We start from the raw sequence: 18,849 nt of genomic DNA, 5'->3' as shown, positions 1-18,849 counted from the left end.
GCCTGACGTTAGGCGGCGTGCTGCGCGGCGTTGCGCGCCTGCTTGCCGATCTCGGGGTGAATGGAAGGCCCGCCGGCGCGGATGCGTTCGCGCAGGCGCTTGGGGAGGATGCGGCCTTCGGCGATGTCCACGTCGACCAGTGTGACGTCGATCACGATGTTGGCGGCGAGCGCGGCGCTGCCGGCAGCGGCGATGCGCGCTTCGTCTTCGGCGTCGCGCGCCACATGGGCGGCGTCGATCATATCGACCCAGCGGTCGCCTGCGCCCAGCCATACGGTTTCGCCATCGGTCAGGCGATTGGCGGCTACTATCTTCATCACGCGCGCTCCAGCTGGTGCTTATAGGTTGCGAGCGCTTCGGAGCGCTCGAAATTTGCGCCAGCCACGGCATCGCCGATCAGCGTCATCACGGGGCCGGTCAGTTCGCTGCGGTCGGCAAGCGAAGGCAGGTCGCTCAGCGTTCCATGCAGCAGGCGTTTGTCGTCGCGGCTGGCGTTCTCGATCACGGCCACGGCGGTGTCCGGCGAGAGGCCGGCCTCGACGAGACGCCCAGCCACATCGGCAGCCACGGAGCGCCCCATATAGACGGCGATGGTCGCACCGGAGACGGCAAGGCTCGCCCAGTCCGGCAGGGTGCGGCCCTTCAGGTCGTGGCCGGTGGTGAACACGATGGAGGAGGCGATGCCGCGAAGCGTCAGCGGCAGCTCGAAATCGGCGGCGGCCGCAAAGGCGGCGGTGACGCCGGGCACGACCTCGTAGGACACGCCTGCTTCACGCAGTGCCGCCATTTCCTCGCCCGCACGACCGAAGATCAGCGGGTCGCCGGACTTCAACCGGACCACGCGCTTGCCCTCGCGGCCAAGCGTGACCAGAAGATCGTTGATCTGTTCCTGGCTCTTGGAGTGGCAGCCCTTTCGCTTGCCGACGGAAATGCGTTCCGCATCGCGGCGGCCCATGGCAACCACGGCCTCGGGCACGAGCGCGTCGTAGACAATGACATCTGCTTCCATGAGCAGGCGCTGGGCGCGCAGCGTCAGCAGATCTTCCGCGCCGGGGCCTGCGCCCACAAGCGCGATGTGGCCGGGTATGTCGCTGCCGGCGGCCAGCAGGCTGGAGGCGCTGCGGCGGGCTGCCGCCGTGTCGCCCCGGGCCATGGCATGCGCCGTGTCGCCGGTGAAGAACGCTTTCCAGAAGCGGCGGCGGGCGAGCCCGCGCGGCACCAGCCGGTCGACGGCGTCGCGGTATTGCGTGGCGAGATGGGCGAGCGCGCCCAGCGACGGGGAGAGCATCTGATCCACGCGCGCCCGCACCATCTGCGCCAACACGGGGCCGGCTCCCTCTGTGCCGATGGCGACGGCGAGCGGCGCACGGTTCACCAGAGCCGGTGTGTAGAAATCGCAAAGTTCGGGCCGGTCCACCGCATTGGCGGGGATGGAGCGCGCCCGTGCATCGGCAATGATGGCGCGGTCCTGCGCCTCATCATCGGTGGCGGCGAACACCAGTGCTGCATTGTCGAGATAACGCGGCGCGTAGGGCGCGCGAATGAGATGCGCTCCGTTGGCCTTCGCCCAGGAAACGAGGGCGTCTTCGGGCGCATCGGCGACAAGCGTGAGTGCTGCGCGCGACTGGCCAAGAAGGCGGGCCTTGGCAAGCGCCTCTTCTCCATTGCCGACGATGACGACGGCGCGGTTCTCCACCCGCATGAACACGGGAAAAGCCGCAAGCTTTTGAGTGTCTGTCGCCATGATCGCGAGCCTTGTTGAAAGATGCCCGGAATAATGGCGGTTTGCATGGGTTCCTGAGAAGAAATACACTCACCGTGGCACAGGGGTGCGACAAGATTGCTTTTCCGCAGCGTCGCTTTTCCGCAGGAAATCCTTCCCCGGCTTCGCTGCGATACCCATATCAGTTTTGTGGGAACGGGAAGCGCCAGCCCGCGTTTCCCGGAGACCGACTTGAGCAATGGAGATCGAAATGGCTGAGTTCCGGCTTGTACACGATACATGGGTTGTGGTCGCTGATGGTGAGAAGGCGCTGTTCCTTCGCAATGAAGGCGACGCCACCTATCCCAACCTTCAGGTCGTGCGTTTGATGCAGGAAGAGAACCCGCCAAGCCGGGAGCAGGGCACCGACAGGCCGGGACGTCTCAATGACGGCAATGGCGGGCACCGCAGCGCCGTGGACGAGACCGACTGGCACCGCATCGAGAAAGAGCGCTTTGCCGGCGATGTCGCCGAGCGCCTCTACAAGCTTGCGCACAAGGGCAAGTACAGCAAGCTCGTGCTGGTCGCCCCGCCATTGGTGCTGGGCGAGCTGCGCAAGGAAATGCACAAGGAAGTGGAAGACAAGGTCATCGGCGAGATCGCCAAGACGCTGACCAATCACACGGTGAGCGACATCGAGAAAGTGCTGCTTCAATAGCAGCTTGTGCGCCGGACAGGCGTGCGCCGTTGCAGCGTTTCCCGGAAACGCTGCAACGTTTGTTACACCTCACGCCGCGTGGGATGTTTTAGACGTGCTGGCCGCCATTGATGTGGATTTCCGAGCCGGACACGTAGGACGACTGATCCGAGCACAGGAAGAAGATCGTGTCGGCGACTTCCGAGGTCTGGCCGAGGCGGCGCAGCGGAATGCCTTCAACAATCTTGTCGGTGCCGGGAGAAAGGATCGAGGTTTCGATCTCGCCCGGCGCAATGGCGTTGACGCGGACGCCATGGGGGCCGAAATCGGCTGCCATTTCGCGGGTCAGCGCCACGAGAGCGGCCTTGGACGTGGCGTAGGCGGTTCCGGCAAAGGGGTGGACGCGGCTGCCGACGATGGACGTGACATTCACGATGGAGCCCTTCGCATTGCCAAGCTCGCGGAAGAGGCCGCGCGCCAGCATGATGGGGGCGAAGAAATTCACCTGAAACACATCGCGCCACACATGCATGGGCGTGTCGATGGAGTTCATGCGCTTGCCGCCCTCAAGCTTGGGCGAGATGGCCGCATTGTTCACCAGCGCGTCGAGCCGGCCGCCATTGGCCTCCAGACGATGCCGGATCTCGGCGACCGCGATGCCCACGTCTTCCTGGTCGGAAAGGTCTACCTTGATGTGATCTTCCGGGCCGGCTGGCCATGGACAGTCATCGGCGAACGCCTGCCGCGAGCAGGTGATGACGCGCCAGCCCTCGCGGGAAAAACGCTTCACCGTCGCGTGGCCAATGCCCCGGCTTGCGCCGGTTAAAACCAGTGTCTTCCGCTCGTCCGCCATGCCCTTCTCCCTGTTCCGTTCCTATGTAGGCGACAGCGCAGGGGAAAGCGATAGGCAAAGCGGATGGCGGCACTCTAATTTCCCAGAATGATGTCGAGGATGGAGGTCTGGCTGCGCTGCGGCGCACCGCCGACATCCGCCGGTGGCACGGGGCGGCGCACGGAGGCCGTGTGGTCGGGGTTTCCGCCGCCGGGTGCGGGCACTGGGGCTGGCACCGGGGCGGGCGGTGTAGGCCGGGCCTCAGAGGCCTGCGACGCTTGTGTGTTGCCGCCGCCATTGCCGCCAGAGCCAACAGCGGCTTGCGGGACGGGGCGCTCCTGAGGCTGCGCGGCGACGCCGCCGCCGAAGGATGCGCCGGGCGACCAGGAGCCGGGCAGGCGCTTTACGGGGCGGCCCTTTTCGGCCTCTTCCATGAAAGCCTTCCATGCCGGAACGGGCAGGGAGCTGCCCGTCGCCCTGGTGGATTTGGACGTGTCGTTGCCGAACCACACGCCGGTCACCAGATCGGCGGTGTAACCCACGAACCACGCATCGCGCGACTGCTGCGTGGTGCCGGTCTTGCCAGCGGCGGGGCGACCGATGGCGGCTGCGCGGGCGCTGCCGTTTTCCACCACGCCCTGCATCATCGAATTCATCATGCCGATCACTTCCGCGCTTGCCACGCGCGTCATGCGTGGCCGGTCATGCTGATAGAGCACCTTGCCGGAGGAGGTGGTCACGCGGGTGACGAAATGGACCTCCGGGCGCAGTCCGCCGGTGGCGAAGGGAAGGTAGGCCGCCGTCAATTCCAGCGGCGTGACCTCGGAGGTGCCGAGCGCGATGGAGGCGTTGGCCTTGAGGTCGGATTCGATGCCCATGCGTTGCGCCAGCTCCACCACGGATTTGGGACCGGCTTCCATGGCAAGCTGCGCTGCAACGGAGTTGAGCGAGCGGGCCAGCGCTTCCGACAGGGTGACGGGGCCGTAATACTTGCCCTTGTAGTTTTCCGGCTTCCATTTGCCGATCCTGATCGGCGCGTCATTGCGCACGCTGTCGGGGCGGCGGCCCTGTTCCAGCGCGGCCATGTAGACGAAGGGCTTGAAGGCGGAGCCCGGCTGCCGGCGTGCCTCGGAGGCGCGGTCGAACTGGCTGTTGGCGTAGTCGTAACCGCCGACCATGGCACGCACTGCGCCTGTGGTGTCGATGGAGACGAGCGCGCCCTGGCTGACCGCCAGCTTGCCGCCCTTCTCGTCGATCAGGCTGCGGATGGTCTTTTCGGCCTGTTTCTGAAGCCGGAAGTCCACCGTCGCCTCGACGATGATGTCGTTCTTCACATCGCCGATGAGGCCGGGGAGTTCTTCCATCACACGGTCGGCGAAATAGTGTTCGGACCCGGTCCAGTAGGCGGCGGCGCGGGTGGCGGGCCGGCTCATGGCGGTGGTCATCTCGCTGTCGCCGATCATGCCCTGGTCGCGCATGGCGGTCAGCACCACCTGCGCGCGGGTTTCGGCGGCCTGCGGATCGCGCGCCGGCGAAAGGCGCGAGGGCGCTTTCAGAAGGCCCGCGAGGAGGGCGGCTTCCGACAGGGTGACGTCGCGCGCGGACTTGTTGAAATAGCGCCGCGAGGCTGCCTCGACGCCATAGGAGCCGGAGCCGAAATAGACCCGGTTCAGATACATTTCGAGGATCTGATCCTTGGAGTGCTTCTGCTCCAGCCATAAGGCGAGCAGCACTTCCTGCACCTTGCGCTCAATGGTGCGGTCGGGCTTCAGGAACAGGTTCTTGGCAAGCTGCTGGGTGAGCGTGGAGCCGCCCTGGGTCAGCCGCCCGGCCAGAAGGTTTTCCGACATGGCGCGCGCAAGGCCGATGGGGTCGACGCCGAAATGCGAATAGAAACGGCGGTCCTCGATGGCGATCACGGCCTGCGGGATGAAGGGCGACATTTCGTGCAGGCCAACGGCCTCGCCGCCGGTCATGCCGCGATTGGCGATCAGCCCGCCATCGGCGGAGACGATCTTCACATTGGGTGGCCGGTCGGGGATTTCCCAGGTGGTGGCGGAGGGCATCTTGGCGCCGTAATAGGCGGTGATGCCCACGGCGGCGATGCCGCCCCACAGCGCCAGCACGAATGACCAGTAGACGGCGGTGCGCAGGAAGCCGAAGAAACCACCGCCACCACTACCACCGCCACCGCTGCCACCGGCACCGCTCTTGCGGCGCGGGCTTGCGCGGCGGGCGCTTTTCCCGCCTTTGGTGCTCTTGCCCTTTGCGGGCTTGCGCCGCTGGCGCGAGGGCACGACGCGATCGGCGTCACCGAGCTTGAGATCATCGCCGCCACGGCGCGCGGCGGGCGCGTCGAATGTCGGTTCGATCCTTCGGTTTTTCGTCTTACGCGCCATACAGCCTGTTGCCCCGTGATCCTGTGCCCGCATTGCCAAGTGCGGGCACAGTAAAGGGCAGCGGTTTAAGGCGCAGTTAAGTCAAATTAAACGAAATCGACCGGGTTGCGCTCAGCTGTGGGCAAAAATGTCGGCTTCTTCCCAGCCCATCAGGTCCAGCTTGGCGCGGGTGGGCAGGAAGCGGAAGCAGGCCTCGGCCTCGCGTGTGCGCTTCTCGCGCTCCAGACGCACGATCAGCTTTTCGCGCAGCTGGTGCAGGTAGAGCACGTCGGATGCCGCATATTCGAGCTGTTCGGGCGAAAGCGTCTCGGCGGCCCAGTCGGACGATTGCTGCGCCTTGGACAGGCTGACGCCGAGCAGCTCGTTGCACAAATCCTTCAGGCCGTGACGGTCGGTATAGGTGCGGGTGAGGCGCGAGGCGATCTTGGAGCAGAACACCGGCTCCGGCATGACGCCGAAGCTGTGATAGAGCACGGCCAGATCGAAGCGCGCATAGTGGAACAGCTTGGTGATCTTGCGGTTCTTCAGAAGGGCGACGAGGTTCGGCGCCTTCTTCTGCCCGGCATCGATCTGCACCACATCGGCGGTGCCGTCGCCCGGCGAAAGCTGGACGACGCAAAGCCGGTCGCGATGCGGTTTCAGGCCCAGCGTCTCGGTGTCGATGGCCACGGCGTCGACATCGTAATTGCTGAGATCCGGCAGATCGTTCTTGTGAAAGCGGATGGTCATGTCTTCTTCTTCCCGGCTTACTGCTTGCTCAGGGCATCAAGAATGCGGGCCCAGGAGCGCTGGCCGCGGTGGAACGAGTTGAGGTCGTATTTCTCGTTGGGCGAGTGGATGCGGTCATCCTGCAGGCCAAAGCCCACAAGCAGCGTCTCCATGTCGAGCATGCGGCGGAATTCGCCGGCAATCGGAATGGAGCCGCCCATGGCGATGGCCACCGCCGGCTTGGACCACTCGTCGGTCAGCGCGGCCTGCGCCCTGGTGACAAGCGGCATGTCATAGTCGAGCTGGAAGGCGGGCGAGCCGCCATGCGGATGGAACTCCACCCGGCAGTCGTCGGGCAGCCGCTCTTCGACAAAGGCGCGGAAGGCGGCGCGGATCTTTTCAGGATCCTGCTTGTGCACGAGACGGAAGGAAACCTTCGTCGAGGCTTCCGCCGGGATGACCGTCTTGAAGCCTTCGCCGGTGTAGCCGCCGGTGATGCCGTTCACCTCTGCCGTCGGGCGCGCCCAGACCAGCTCCAGCGCGGAACGGTCCTTCTCGCCGAACAGTTTGGAAAGGCCGATGGGGCCGAGGAAATCCTCGGTGGTCTCGCCGAGACCTTCCCAGGTTTTCAGGATCTCTGCCGGCGTTTCTTCCACGCCTTCATAGAAACCGGGCACGGTGACGCGGCCATTCTCGTCGTGCAGGTCGCCGAGGATGCGCGCCAGAACCGTGATCGGGTTGGCGGCGGCGCCGCCGAAGAAGCCCGAATGCAGATCGCGGTCGGCGGCCTTGATGGTGATCTCCTCACCGACCAGGCCACGCAGGCCAACGCAGACCGCCGGCGTATCGCGGTCCCACATGGCGGTGTCGCAGACCAGCGCAAACTCTGCGGAAAGCTCTTCGCGGTTTGCTTCCAGGAATGGGCGCAGCGACGGGGAACCGGATTCCTCCTCACCCTCGAACAGGATGGTGATTTTGCAGGGCAGCTTGCCGTGAACCGCCTTATAGGCGCGGCAGGCTTCCACGAAGGTCATGAGCTGGCCCTTGTCGTCGGAAGAACCGCGACCGAGGATCGCCTTGCGGCCCGGCTCGATCTCCTTGATCGACGGGGAGAACGGGTCTTCGTCCCACAGCTCCAGCGGATCGACCGGCTGCACATCGTAATGGCCGTAGAACAGCACGTGCGGGCCTTCGCCATCATGATGCGCCACCACCATGGGGTGACCTTCAGTGTCGCGCACGCTGGCGTCGAAACCGATGGAGTTCAGATCGTCCACCAGCCATTCGGCAGCCTTGCGGCAGTCGGCGGTGAAGGCCGGATCGGTCGAGATCGACTTGATCTTCAGAAGGTGGAAAAGCCGCTCCAGACTCTGATCGATGGAACGATCGAGCTGATCGAGAACCGGGGCGAGATCGGACATGGAAAGCTCCTGAAGACTGTACGGAGAAAATATGGAAGCGGCCTAACACATTCCGGCCGCGGAGAGGAAAGGAAAAAGGGCCGCACGGGCGGCCCTTTGGAATGTGTCGCCGGAGCGAAAGCGCTGCCTCAATAGGGGCAGGCGTTGTCGCTCAGGAAGTTGTGCACCACGATCTCGCCGTCGATGATCTTCTGCTTGGCTGCCTCGACGGTGGCCTTCATCTCGTCGGTCACGAGGTCCTTGTTGTTGTCGTCCATGGCGTAGCCGACACCGTCCTCGGCAAGGCCGAGATCCTGAAGGCCGTAGCTGAACTCACCGTTCTTGGCGTCCATGAAGGCATTGTAGACGGCGACGTCCACCTGCTTGACCATGGAGGTGAGAACCTTGCCCGGATGCAGGCCGTTCTGGTTGGAATCGACGCCGATGCCGAGCTTGCCGGCATCCGCCGCAGCCTGGAGAACGCCAACGCCCGTGCCGCCAGCGGCGTGATAGACCACGTCTGCGCCCTGGTCGATCTGCGTGCGGGTGATCTCGCCGCCCTTTGTCGGGTCGTTCCACGCCGATGGCGTGTCGCCGGTGTAATTGCGAATGACCTTGGCGTCTGCGTTGGCTGCCTTCGCGCCGCCCACATAGCCGCATTCGAACTTGCCGATCAGCGGAACCTGCATGCCGCCGACGAAGCCGACCGTGCCGGTTTCGGAAGCGAGCGCTGCCAGCATGCCGACCAGATAGGAGCCTTCCTGCTCCTTGAAGGTCACCGAGCGCACATTGGGCGCATCCACCGCATCATCGATGATGGTGAAGTCGGTGTCGGGATATTCGGCGGCGACCTTTTTCAGGTAGTCCACCCAGGTGAAGCCGGCCATGACGATCGGGTTGCGGCCGTTCTCGGCGAAGCGGCGCAGGGCCTGCTCGCGCTGGGCGTCGTTGGAGATTTCGAACTCCACATATTCGATGCCGGTTTCTTCCTTGAACCGCTCGGCGCCATTATAGGCTGCCTCGTTGAAGGATTTGTCGAACTTGCCTCCCAGATCGTAGATGAGAGCCGGAGCGATCTCATCCGCAAATGCGCTTGCGGACATCGCGGTTGCGGCCAGAAGGCCGAGGACAATACGCTTCATGTGATCCACACCCTGTCGGTTATCCTGTCTCTTTTGCCTGTGCCGCAGAAGCGGATACCGGAACCAAGGCCCGTTCGCTCCCGCGCCCTTGCGAGCATCCCGTAACCGGCCGTGGACCAGCGGGGACGGCATGAGGAAAGCAAATTACTCTCCTCTTGCCAGCACTCTTGCATGGCTGAATTCAAATTTCACGTGGAATTTTGACCGTTCGGAAAAACGACTTTGGATAGTCTTGCCGGGGTTCAGTGGAGAGCATCGGGCCGAAAAGTGGAATCCGGTTTTCGGACATATCAATAGTTCGGAGCGCGCGTTTTGTGGCCGTACGAAAGCGGGCGATCTGCTGCCTGGCTGTGCGGTCTCTTTCCGCGCGCCTTATGAGAAGGCGTGGCGTTTGCGCCGGTATCCGATGGCGTGGAAGAGAAGCGCGAGCACGGCGAAGACCAGCCAGCCCGGCAGGGTGAGAATGTAGATGATGGCCGGATCCCAGATGACGGGGAAGGTGTAGCGCTGGATCAGCGCCTGGCTGAGATTGAGCGTATCGGGCGAGACCGAATACCAGCTTTCACCCAGCGGGGTGACGATGAGCGCGGAAGCGGCGATGGAGCGTGTGGCGTCGATCACCGCCATCACGACGGCGACGGCCAGGGCAAACAGGGCCAGGATTCGAAAGATCAAGCGAAACATCGCTTCCCCTTGGGTGTGTTCGCGCGGTGCATTTGAAACTACCTGTCGAGACATAGGCTGCGGTGCGCGGGATGGCAATTGCGCTACGGAAAGTTGAGCGTTTGTGAACTCCGGACACAGGAAAATGCGTCAAATTGCAAATCTGTCACAGACTGGTCTTGGCATTCGCGATCAGATCGACTAGATGAGCGTCGCGTAGCTGAAAAATGCAGCGCCGTGGAGAGGTGGCCGAGTGGTTGAAGGCGCACGCCTGGAACGCGTGTATACGGGAAACCGTATCGAGGGTTCGAATCCCTCTCTCTCCGCCATTGAATTAGGGTACAGCATCGGGATTATTGAGCTTGCGCTTTTTAACACCCTTCTCGCCCTAAGAATTACCCTCAAAGCGCGCGGTGTATAACTGTGAACGGCGACGTATGCCCTTTTTGGGGTGTCAATCATGATAGGGTTAGCCGGGCTGCCTTCCCCTTCCCGTATGTGACCGTCGGAAAAAAAACGTCGCGCGCGTTGTAATTGACAAAAAACCTTCTGCGCCTTTGGTGTGATAAAACTCAACGCCTCGGGTGCCCGCGCTTACTTCTGCGAAAACGTGGTCAGTGTCAGCTCCGGCGGGTTCGAAGCCGCTGCGGCGTGAGGCTCGGATATGTCTGCCAGCGCCGAGGGTCGTCCTATTGCAACCGCGCGCATGTGCGATTAAACGACCGTCAAGCATAGGTCACGGAGAACGAAGCCGTGGCGATTTCCCTCCCAAGACGTGGGCTTACTCATTGAAAGCGTGTCAGCATTTGGAGACTTGGAGGCTGGACGCTCAATGACCTACCGGGCAGAAATCGATGGGCTGCGCGCACTCGCGGTACTTTCAGTTTTAGCCTACCACTTTTTCCCGGAAAGTCTTCCGAACGGCGGACTGGGTGTGGATATATTCTTCGTAATTTCGGGCTTTGTGATCACCGCTTCCATATATCGTAGGTCACACCGTTCTCTAAGTAATTTTCTGATTGATTTCTTCACAAGGCGCATAAAGCGAATCATGCCGGCACTTATGTGCATGATTATAATTACGTCTGTCGTAATATCCTTGATTGATCCGTTTCCAGAGCAAAGCATAAATACTGGAGTTGCGGCCGTTATAGGTTTCGCAAACAACTATTTATATATTGCAGAGCAGGATTATTTTGGAATTAATTCGAAATTGAATCCGTTCACTCATACTTGGTCACTCGGAGTTGAGGAGCAGTTCTACTTCGTTTTTCCTCTGATGTTCTGGCTTGGATGGCGGCTTGGCGGGTGGAAGGGGGTGACGTACCTTCTCGCGGGATTGCTGCTGTTGTCCTTGGTGAGTTGGGGCGTCGTGTTCAACAGCGATCCGTTGGCGGTCTTTTACATAGTCCTGTTTCGGTTTTGGCAGATCGCCGCAGGGGCACTCGCTTTCCTGCTTCAAAATCGCTTCTCGCGAAAACGTTCGTCCAGAGGCGTCGTTGAACTCAAAACGATTGTCGTGGCTTCGATTGCCATATTGCTATTTTTTCCGATCGACATCGACCGCCAGATTGCAACGGTGTTTTGCTCTGTCGCTACCTGCGCCGCACTGTACTGGATACATGAGGATATTGAACCAGTCGGGATACTGCGAGCGAGAGCATCTACTTACGTTGGAAAAATCTCATACTCGCTTTACCTGTGGCATTGGCCGATTGCTGTGTTTTTATCTTGGACGGTCGGGCTTCATACAAGTGCGGCTTTTCTTGGAATTCTCGGTTCGATCATCATCGCGCATTTCTCTTGGGCTTACCTTGAACAACCGCTACGCCACGCAACTTGGTCATCGACCCCGAGCCGCGAGTTGGGTGTCGGACTCGTTGCGATAGCGGTCGCCGCGGGCGGGCTGCACATCTACAATGTTGTGGGGAAGCAGGCGCTGCTCGGCCATCAGCTCGATATGGACGCGTCGCTAGGGCGGTCTTCGCTTTTTCTGCCATATATTTCCGAGAACGGAACTGTTTGGGCCGGCCGCGACTGTACGCTTGTCGACAACTCGGATATCGGCAAGGAAATTGACATTGAGCGATGTACAGTCGGAGAGACCTTAGACAATGCCCGTTCCCGGGTTCTGATTATCGGCAATAGTTACGCACCGGCATTTGCCGCTGCGTTTGACGTCGGCGATATATACAATGGCGTGGAAACGAGCTTCATTCTGAGTGCGAAGTTCGGCGGTTCACCCGTGCCCGATATTGAGTGGCGGTCCCATAGCCCGGAAGCAAACGTCGACTACTGGACGCGGGTAATTCCTGGCTTGCTGCAGCGCTTGGAGCCGGGTGACCACGTGTTGATTGTCAGCGACCTCGAGAAGCTGTCGCCGGAAAACGAATCCGATTGGGGGGGGAGGCGCGGGAAGACCTTCGCAACGGTCTGATAACTTTGAGTGATGAGTTGGCGACACGTGATATTGGCCTCTCAATTTTAGGGCCGCTTCCGTTTCTTCGAGATGCGCAATGCACGCCGCAGATGGCGCTCCGTCAGCGACAATCGGCCGAGCTTTCACTTTGTCGGTACTACAGCCGCGTAGACACAATCGAGCGTTTCCAGCCTATGGCAACGCTACTCCAGTCGCTGGTCGATGCTGGAAAGATCCAGGTGCTAGATCTGTTTGATGTGTTTTGCCCTGATGAGATTTGCGAATACACAGACCGTGATGGCGTCTTGCTGTACCGGGACGTGTATTCTCACGCCAGTTTGGAGGCCGCACGGCGTGCTAGACCTTTGGTGGCAGAATGGCTCGAAAAGGCTCTCGACGATCCGAGCTGAATCTCGTTGAGACTGACGTGTTCCTGCGAAGGATTGCGGGTGGTAGTCCCTTTCGGGCTCTTTCCCCTATTATCATCTGTTTCAAGTTGGCATGCTGCGGCAGTTCTCCGGCGCGTGCGCGTATTGGTCTGAAATTAAGCCTGTCGGATAGCATGCTGAACCGCTGGCCCTGACGGTTTAGCCTTATCTGCGAGATCAGAGGGAGCGGTATGAGGAAGCTCGCTGCGATAAGTTTGGCCGCAATGCCAGCCGCTTGCACAACCACTACGACAGAATTGCCATTGGCAAACAATCTCTGACGCATCCCCGCTTGAAACCCGACATCCTTGCGGGTTGGCTAAGCTGCGGAGACTGAACAATTGGGCGACTGGGGCTGAGAGATAGGACTAAGATTGCCGTTTAGGGTACTTCTCTCGGAGCATTTCCAAGTTGAAGCGCCGCGGGCCCTTTTCTTCGAGTAGTTGATTTTGGCTCCTCCGCAGGAGTCTTCGTTTCAAACAGAGTCATATCCTGCAAAGATGCGTTGAGTATGCTCTAAAGATGCAAGCCGATCGGTTGTTGGTCTTCAAGGAGCTGGTTCTGAGCAGGGACGGCCAAGCCATTAGGAAGGCAAAGGGCGTGTCGGTGCCGTAGGGCGTTTTGAAGCTCGTTGCGTCAAGAACACCAATCTTGTGAGGGAAAGGTAGACCGATTGTTTGAGTAAACGGTGCGCCATGGTTCACTTCCGGTTCAACGTTGCAGATCGGGTTTGATCGAGCGAAGGGCGCGCTTGCAGATGCGGGCTGTCGCAGGTGTCGGGCTTTCGGCGGACCACCGGGCGCACAGGGCCGGAACCCAGTCCGGCCGGTCTTTTCCGGCGTCGTTCAGCCAGTTGCCAACCGAGTCCTGCACATAGCCGGAAGGGTCCGCTCGAAGCGGTTCGAGGACCGGAAGCCCAAGCTGTGGCTGTGTCTTCAGCGCGCCGATATGCGTGCACCACACGCCGCGCGGGCGGATCGCCTCCGAGGCAAAGCGCCGGACGCGCTCCGATGGATCTGCGCTCCACGCGGCCAGCATCGCGATGGCGCTTTCGAGTTCGGCGGCGAGATGCGGGCGGACGGCCATCCACGACCATTCCCGCACGCCGAAATGCCGGTCGTCGGCATAGGGCCGTATCGCCGCAAGCCTGTCGTGAAGGGGCATTTGGGCCGCGCCGACCATGAAGCAGGCCCAGCCGCGCGCGGTGTCCGAAGGGTGCTGCCCAAGCCGGTCCAATACGGTGTCGCCAAGCTCCTGCCGGATCAATTGCGCGGCAAGCGCCATGCGTCTTGATATGCCTTGCGCTGCGCTCTGTTTCATTTCGGCCAGCGTGTCTGTGCCGATTTCCGGCAGGACATTGCCCATGAGCACGGCAAAATCGACGGCGAGACACTCGGTGAGCGTCGCGGCTTCAATCTCTCCGGCATTGAGGCGGGCGAGGCGATCCGGGCTTATATCCCTGACGCTGCGCCCTGCGGGCTTTGCTGCGCTCATGCGCGCGCATCCTTTGGCTGGCCCGCCTGTGGTCTGCCGGTTTCCAGATTTTGCCAGATGCGTTGCAGGAGCGTGTTCAGCGTTTTGCGCTCGTCGTCGGCGAAGCCTTCAAACAGCGAAGCGACCCATTCGGTGTGTTCGTTGAACAGGTCACGCGCCGTCTTTTGTCCTGCTTCGGTCAGGATGACGGCGACCTTCCGCCGGTCATCAAGGCCGCCGCGGCGGGCGATGAAGCCGTCGCGTTCGAGGCCATCGAGAAGTCCGGTGATCGTTGCGCGCGTCACGCCTGCACGTTCCGCCAGCTCATGCGGCGAAAGCCCCTCGGGCTTGTCGTGCAGGAGAAAAAGCAGGACGAACTTGCTTTCGGAAAGCCGGTGCGGCGCGAGCCGGGCGGCGCAGTCGCGATCAATCGCGCCGGCCAGTGTCAGCAGCTCGAAACATGCGCGGATGTTGTGCGTGGGGGCGGTGGCGCGGCGCTCGGCTTCGTTCAGCAGCGCCAGGTGTTTCTGTTCAAGCATCTCATTCATATGGCGGCATATAATACGGTGCCTAATTATAGTCAATAATCTGTGGGCGGTGGCGTTTGCGTGGATTTCGGTTTCATGGTCTTCGGCGGGGCATCCACCAATTCCTGCTCTCTCCATCCGGCCCGCAACCACAGGCTTGTCGTGATCGCCGGGCTCTGTCATTAAGGTTGTGTTTCCGCGCGGTTATCCGGGATGCAGGCCATGGGTTTTCTCAAGACGCTTGAAAAGAGCGCCCGGAATTTTCGGGACGAACGCATCATCAAGCCGCTCATTCGTTCGCGGTATTTTCAGCGGCATCTTTATGAAGAAGCGGGCGCGCTGATCGTCGAGCTCGATGATCACCGATGTGCGGTCAGCATTCAGGACCAGTGTATCGGAAAAGCCATTCGGCAGGAGAAGGGCTGGTTTCGGGAAGAAACCATGGCGGTGTTCGAGGCGGCGGCGCGGCGCGGGATCTTTGTCGATGTCGGTGCGAATATCGGAACCCAGACGATCTATGCGCTCAAGTTCGGCGGCTTCGAACGGGCGATCTGCTTTGAGCCGCACCCGGAACATCTGTGGATCCTCAAGGCCAACATGGCCATCAACGATCTGACCGACCGGGTGACGATCATGGAAGCGGCGGCCGGCAGGGAGCCCGGTGAGGCCCGGCTTTTTCTCAACACGCTCAACACCGGTGCGAGCAGCCTTCTGCACGATGGCGGCAGCGGCGTTGCCGTCGATGTGCCTGTCGTGCGCATCGAGGACGTGATGGCCGATCTGGGCGTGTCACCGGATGAGATCGGACTGGTCTGGATGGATGTGGAAGGCTTCGAGGGGGACGCCATCGCCGGCTGGCCCTCCATGGCGGGGCTGCCGTTCTGCGTAGAATATTCGCCGGCTATCCGTCGCCTTTCAAATGACGTTTTTGCGTGCTGGAAAGAGTGGGCCGTCGTTCATAAGGACGGCGTTATTTGGAACTCAATGCCCGAGTTCGATATTTCGAAATTTGATCGGCAAGTGGACTTTCTTTTCAGATAGGAAACGGAAGCCTTGCCTGTTCCGAGGCAAGGTTTTGAACGCTTTCTATTTTGTCGTCGATGAGGGGATGTGCTGCATTGCCAGCGCGCAGGCCCTGCATATTGCGCGCAGCTGGGGCTGCGATGTTCACATCTTTGTCGAAAGGCGTGATCCCGCAGCCACCGTACGGCAGGTCGAGCATGAAGGGCGTATTCACTATCATTTCGACGCGTTGATGCCCTGTCTTCCGGAAGGGCTGCCGAGCAGCCGCAGCTGGCCGCATATCGTTTATCTCCGGCTGTTTGCTCCGGCGCGCCTGCAGCAATATAGCCGGCTGATCTATCTCGATGCCGATGTCCTGAGCATGAAGCCCGATGACGCGATCTGGGATGTGGATCTGCCGTCCGGTCTTGCCGCCGTGGAAGATTACGGAACGCTTTTCGAGCTGCCGCCAACGGCCAAAAATCTGTGCCGGGAGGACTGGCTGGAGACGCTGGGCATTTCATCCGGTCGTGGCTTCAACTCGGGCTTTCTGGTTATCGACCCGCAGCGCTGGCGGGAGCATGACTTTGCCGGCAGGCTTGTCGAATATTTTGAAAAATATCCGCAGGCCGAGCGTTTCGATCAGGATTTTCTTGCCTGGCTCTTCGATGGCGCATGGACGGAGCTGAGCCCGCGTTTCAATTTTCAGGCGTCGGTGCTCGGTTTCGGCATGTTTGCGGCCATTGATCCGGTGTTCGTGCATTTCTGTCAGTATGAAAAGCCCTGGTTCGACCGCCGGGGCGACGCCGCGACCAATATCGATGAAGCCATCATCGATGTGTACGATGCGCTTCTGGAAGATGCCGGCTGCGACGCCGCAGCGCTGGCGCGCCCGCTCACACTGACGGGGCCGCAGCGCTTCAAATTCTGGTTGCGCAGAAAGATGGCGGCGCACGGTTTTCCCTCACGCAAGGAGCGGCGCGTAGGGCGGGAACGGCAGCGCCGCATCGGTGTGTTCGCCGACTATGCTTCCGCGCGCCTTTCCGAAGGGCGCTTCGCCGACATGACGGCCGAGGCGCTGCCCGATATCCGCGACGAGACCTATTTCGACGGCCGCTTCTTCAGGACGCGCCTCGACAGGGATGCGCTGCTTTCAGTGCGCGTCGGTTCTTGAAGAAGTGTCGAACCATCTAGCGTTTCAGGTTCGCGAGAATGTCCATGAGTTCGGAGCCTGTCTGGAAGACCTTAGAGTTTGCAGTATAGCTGCGCTGCGCCTCAATCATGGACGTCAATTCTTCGGCCAGGTCGACATTCGAGTTTTCAAGTGCGCCAGAAACCACTTCGCCATATCCGCCGGCTCCCGCAAAGCCGAGACGTACGTCGCCGGAATCCGCACTGGGGCGGAAGATGTTGCCTGAATGAACGGACATCTGGTCAGGGCTCTGAACGGTGGCCAGCGCAAGCCGGTAAAGAGGCACAAGGCCGTTCTCGCCATAGTCGGCGTAGAGAATGCCGTCATCCGAGATCGTGTAATCGCTGGCCGTGGCGGGGCTCGTTCCATTGGCGCTCATGTCATGCACGGTGAATGGGGCGGCCAGCCGCGTCATGCTGGTCATGTCGAGTGTAAGTTCAGCCCCGTTCGGAACCGGTACGGTCAACAGGCCACCATCAATCAACTGCCCGGAGTTTGCATCGAACTCGACCAGGCCGGTCGCCAGAGGCGCGCTGCCGGGCGCGCCATAAGGGAAGCTACCATGCGCAGATGCATCGGCCCGGTTGAAGACGGTGACTTCCCAGTGATTATCGGGGCCCTTGGTCAGATAAACGTCGAGAAGCACTTCGCCGCCGAGATTGTCGTAAGCAACAAACGATGTCTTGTTGGTGAAAGCGCTGTTGGGGGCGTTGTTGGCGGGCGTCAGGCCGGCGATGTAGGGCTCAAGAGCCGGCGCGAATGGCGACAGGTTGAGGTTTACCGCTATGGAGCCGAGCTCGTCGTCCCAGTCTGGATGGCTGTCGTCCAGAGAGACCATGTCCGTGTAATCAATGACGAACGTGTCACCGCCACCGAGCGGAATGCTGGCGGGCGAGCCCGAGACAAGTGCGCCGGTGACGGGGTCGAACTCCAGCGTCGTCGTGGCAAGCGGCGGATCGCCGGCTGTGCCGTAAGGAAAGCCAAGCGGGCCTGCCAGAGCACTGTCGAAGAAGCTGGCTTCCCATGTATCGGGGCCGACCTTGGTGTAGTAGGCATCGATGTTTACGGGGGCGCCAAGTCCTGTGTAGCCGGACATTTGCTGGCGTATATGGAAGATACTTGCAGGGTCGTTGTCGGATGGTCGTTGGTCGCCCGGGGCGACTGCCGGAGTATTGGACGCCAGGTTCATGTGCGGGCGATAACCTGGCGCTCCCGCAGGTGCTGCGTTCTGTGTGACGCCGGACAGGTCGATGCCGAGTGGTTCGCCGCCGGGATAGAGCGTGACCAGCGGATTGCCGCCGGTGATTGCGCCGGTCGTCGGGTCCATCGTCAATGTCGTGGTTGCAGTCAGGCCTGGTGTTGGAAGCGGATAGGGAAAGCCTGCGGGTGATGACTGGTCCCTGGCGAAGACGGTGACTTCCCAGGTGTTGTCCGCGACTTTGGTATAGTAGACGTCGCCGGCCAGACCTCCCAGCGGTCCGCCATGGGCAAAACTCGTCCGGTACGAATAGGCGGTGTATGGTCCGTTTTCCGACGGCGGTGTTCCGGAAACCGCTGTTCCGTTGGTCTGGGCTTCAGCCGGAACATTGAGATCGAACCTTGCATAGGTGGATGGTGCGCTCATGAGCTCGTCCTGCCGTAATGAAACCGGGACGAGGCCTGCGTAACCGTTGGCGGTGGGGGCTGGAACGCCATTAGCGTAGTCATAGCCCATAAGCCTGTAACCGGCGGCGTTCACGAGGTAGCCGTTGCTATCGGGAACGAAAGCGCCCGCGCGTGTTAGGCTTGGCGCGCCATTCTTGTCGGAAACAACGAAGAAGCCGTTGCCGCTGATCGCGAGATCTGTGGCCGAGGTGGTGTAGCTCAGCACGCCTTCAGAGGAGATCGCATATCTGACGGATGAGGAAACGCCGCCTGAAGTGTAACCGGTTCCAGTGTTGGGCATCACCATTGATGAAAACTCGGTGCTGGCGCGTTTGTAGCCACTAGTTCCAGAGTTTGCGATGTTGTCAGCAACAGTTCCAAGGCGCGTTGATTGTGCGCTCATACCGGAGACTGCTGTTCGCATCGTTCCATAAAGGCTCATGGCAACCCTCATTTATATAAAATCAAGATGAGGAGTAGGGGCGTTAGCTTGCGCGAGGCTTTACTCTTGTTTTTCAGTAAAAAGTATTCAAATCCAATTTCTTGATTAAATTAAATGTATTTAGTCGGCTTTTTGTTTTTGCTTGGTGCGTGTGAACTAGTATCCAGACGGAGAGAAGC

At 60.8% G+C, this 18,849-nt stretch carries 16 protein-coding genes and 1 tRNA gene; 6 read left to right on the top strand and 11 right to left on the bottom strand.

Features of this window, described 5'->3' with window-relative positions:
* Positions 1-8: 8 nt before the first annotated feature.
* Complete coding sequence (locus AC4PTT_RS18960; RefSeq protein ID WP_492161870.1) at positions 9-317, bottom strand: DUF2849 domain-containing protein; 309 nt, start codon at positions 315-317, stop codon at positions 9-11.
* Complete coding sequence (cysG, locus tag AC4PTT_RS18955; protein ID WP_206994446.1) at positions 317-1,744, bottom strand: siroheme synthase CysG; 1,428 nt, start codon at positions 1,742-1,744, stop codon at positions 317-319. Before cysG ends, AC4PTT_RS18960 begins: the two co-directional genes overlap by 1 nt.
* A 229-nt stretch (positions 1,745-1,973) precedes the next feature.
* Between cysG and AC4PTT_RS18950 the strand changes: the two genes are divergently transcribed.
* Complete coding sequence (locus AC4PTT_RS18950; RefSeq protein ID WP_206544399.1) at positions 1,974-2,420, top strand: baeRF12 domain-containing protein; 447 nt, start codon at positions 1,974-1,976, stop codon at positions 2,418-2,420.
* Between the two features lie 88 nt (positions 2,421-2,508).
* Here the strand turns inward: AC4PTT_RS18950 and AC4PTT_RS18945 are convergent, their stop codons facing one another.
* The 6 genes from AC4PTT_RS18945 to AC4PTT_RS18920 all read right to left on the bottom strand — a co-directional run bounded on the left by AC4PTT_RS18945 (position 2,509) and on the right by AC4PTT_RS18920 (position 9,564).
* The gene (locus AC4PTT_RS18945; protein ID WP_206544400.1) at positions 2,509-3,252 is read right to left on the bottom strand and encodes an SDR family NAD(P)-dependent oxidoreductase; all 744 of its coding nucleotides are present in this window, start codon (positions 3,250-3,252) and stop codon (positions 2,509-2,511) included.
* Between the two features lie 74 nt (positions 3,253-3,326).
* The gene (locus AC4PTT_RS18940; protein WP_492161869.1) at positions 3,327-5,630 is read right to left on the bottom strand and encodes a transglycosylase domain-containing protein; all 2,304 of its coding nucleotides are present in this window, start codon (positions 5,628-5,630) and stop codon (positions 3,327-3,329) included.
* A 111-nt stretch (positions 5,631-5,741) separates the two neighbouring features.
* On the bottom strand, positions 5,742-6,359 hold the full coding sequence (locus AC4PTT_RS18935) for a ribonuclease D (protein WP_297561444.1): 618 nt from the start codon (positions 6,357-6,359) through the stop codon (positions 5,742-5,744).
* A 17-nt stretch (positions 6,360-6,376) separates the two neighbouring features.
* Positions 6,377-7,759: a dipeptidase gene (locus AC4PTT_RS18930; protein WP_113153877.1), complete on the bottom strand. Its 1,383-nt coding sequence runs from the start codon at positions 7,757-7,759 to the stop codon at positions 6,377-6,379.
* Between the two features lie 128 nt (positions 7,760-7,887).
* Positions 7,888-8,880 carry a BMP family lipoprotein gene (locus AC4PTT_RS18925; protein ID WP_113153878.1) on the bottom strand — a complete coding sequence of 331 codons (993 nt, stop codon included), beginning with the start codon at positions 8,878-8,880 and terminating at the stop codon, positions 7,888-7,890.
* Positions 8,881-9,252: 372 nt separating this feature from the next.
* Positions 9,253-9,564: a hypothetical protein gene (locus tag AC4PTT_RS18920; RefSeq protein ID WP_206544402.1), complete on the bottom strand. Its 312-nt coding sequence runs from the start codon at positions 9,562-9,564 to the stop codon at positions 9,253-9,255.
* Between the two features lie 218 nt (positions 9,565-9,782).
* On the opposite strand from AC4PTT_RS18920, the gene AC4PTT_RS18915 reads away from it, so the two are divergent.
* The 3 genes from AC4PTT_RS18915 (at position 9,783) to AC4PTT_RS18905 (ending at position 12,372) form a co-directional block, all read left to right on the top strand.
* Positions 9,783-9,872: transfer RNA gene (locus AC4PTT_RS18915), tRNA-Ser, on the top strand.
* Between the two features lie 503 nt (positions 9,873-10,375).
* On the top strand, positions 10,376-11,980 hold the full coding sequence (locus tag AC4PTT_RS18910; protein ID WP_492161868.1) for an acyltransferase family protein: 1,605 nt from the start codon (positions 10,376-10,378) through the stop codon (positions 11,978-11,980).
* A 17-nt stretch (positions 11,981-11,997) separates the two neighbouring features.
* Positions 11,998-12,372: an SGNH hydrolase domain-containing protein gene (locus AC4PTT_RS18905; RefSeq protein WP_492161867.1), complete on the top strand. Its 375-nt coding sequence runs from the start codon at positions 11,998-12,000 to the stop codon at positions 12,370-12,372.
* 729 nt (positions 12,373-13,101) lie between these two features.
* Here the strand turns inward: AC4PTT_RS18905 and AC4PTT_RS18900 are convergent.
* Together AC4PTT_RS18900 and AC4PTT_RS18895 are read right to left on the bottom strand one after the other, a co-directional pair.
* Entirely contained in the window at positions 13,102-13,884 is a 783-nt protein-coding gene (locus AC4PTT_RS18900; protein WP_492161866.1) for a DNA alkylation repair protein, read from the bottom strand.
* Entirely contained in the window at positions 13,881-14,411 is a 531-nt protein-coding gene (locus AC4PTT_RS18895) for a MarR family winged helix-turn-helix transcriptional regulator (protein ID WP_492162624.1), read from the bottom strand. Before AC4PTT_RS18895 ends, AC4PTT_RS18900 begins: the two co-directional genes overlap by 4 nt.
* A 201-nt stretch (positions 14,412-14,612) precedes the next feature.
* Between AC4PTT_RS18895 and AC4PTT_RS18890 the strand changes: the two genes are divergently transcribed.
* Together AC4PTT_RS18890 and AC4PTT_RS18885 are read left to right on the top strand one after the other, a co-directional pair.
* Complete coding sequence (locus tag AC4PTT_RS18890; protein WP_162742225.1) at positions 14,613-15,431, top strand: FkbM family methyltransferase; 819 nt, start codon at positions 14,613-14,615, stop codon at positions 15,429-15,431.
* 34 nt (positions 15,432-15,465) lie between these two features.
* Positions 15,466-16,566: a glycosyltransferase family 8 protein gene (locus AC4PTT_RS18885; protein WP_492161865.1), complete on the top strand. Its 1,101-nt coding sequence runs from the start codon at positions 15,466-15,468 to the stop codon at positions 16,564-16,566.
* A 16-nt stretch (positions 16,567-16,582) separates the two neighbouring features.
* Here the strand turns inward: AC4PTT_RS18885 and AC4PTT_RS18880 are convergent, their stop codons facing one another.
* A complete protein-coding gene (locus AC4PTT_RS18880; protein WP_492161864.1) occupies positions 16,583-18,631 on the bottom strand; it encodes a flagellar hook protein FlgE in 2,049 nt (682 codons plus the stop codon).
* Between the last annotated feature and the right edge of the window lie 218 nt (positions 18,632-18,849).

Source organism: Nitratireductor sp. WH36-1 (assembly GCF_058725515.1).
The sequence above is the reverse complement of the archived record's forward strand: the minus strand, read 5'-3'. Positions and strand labels throughout refer to the sequence as shown.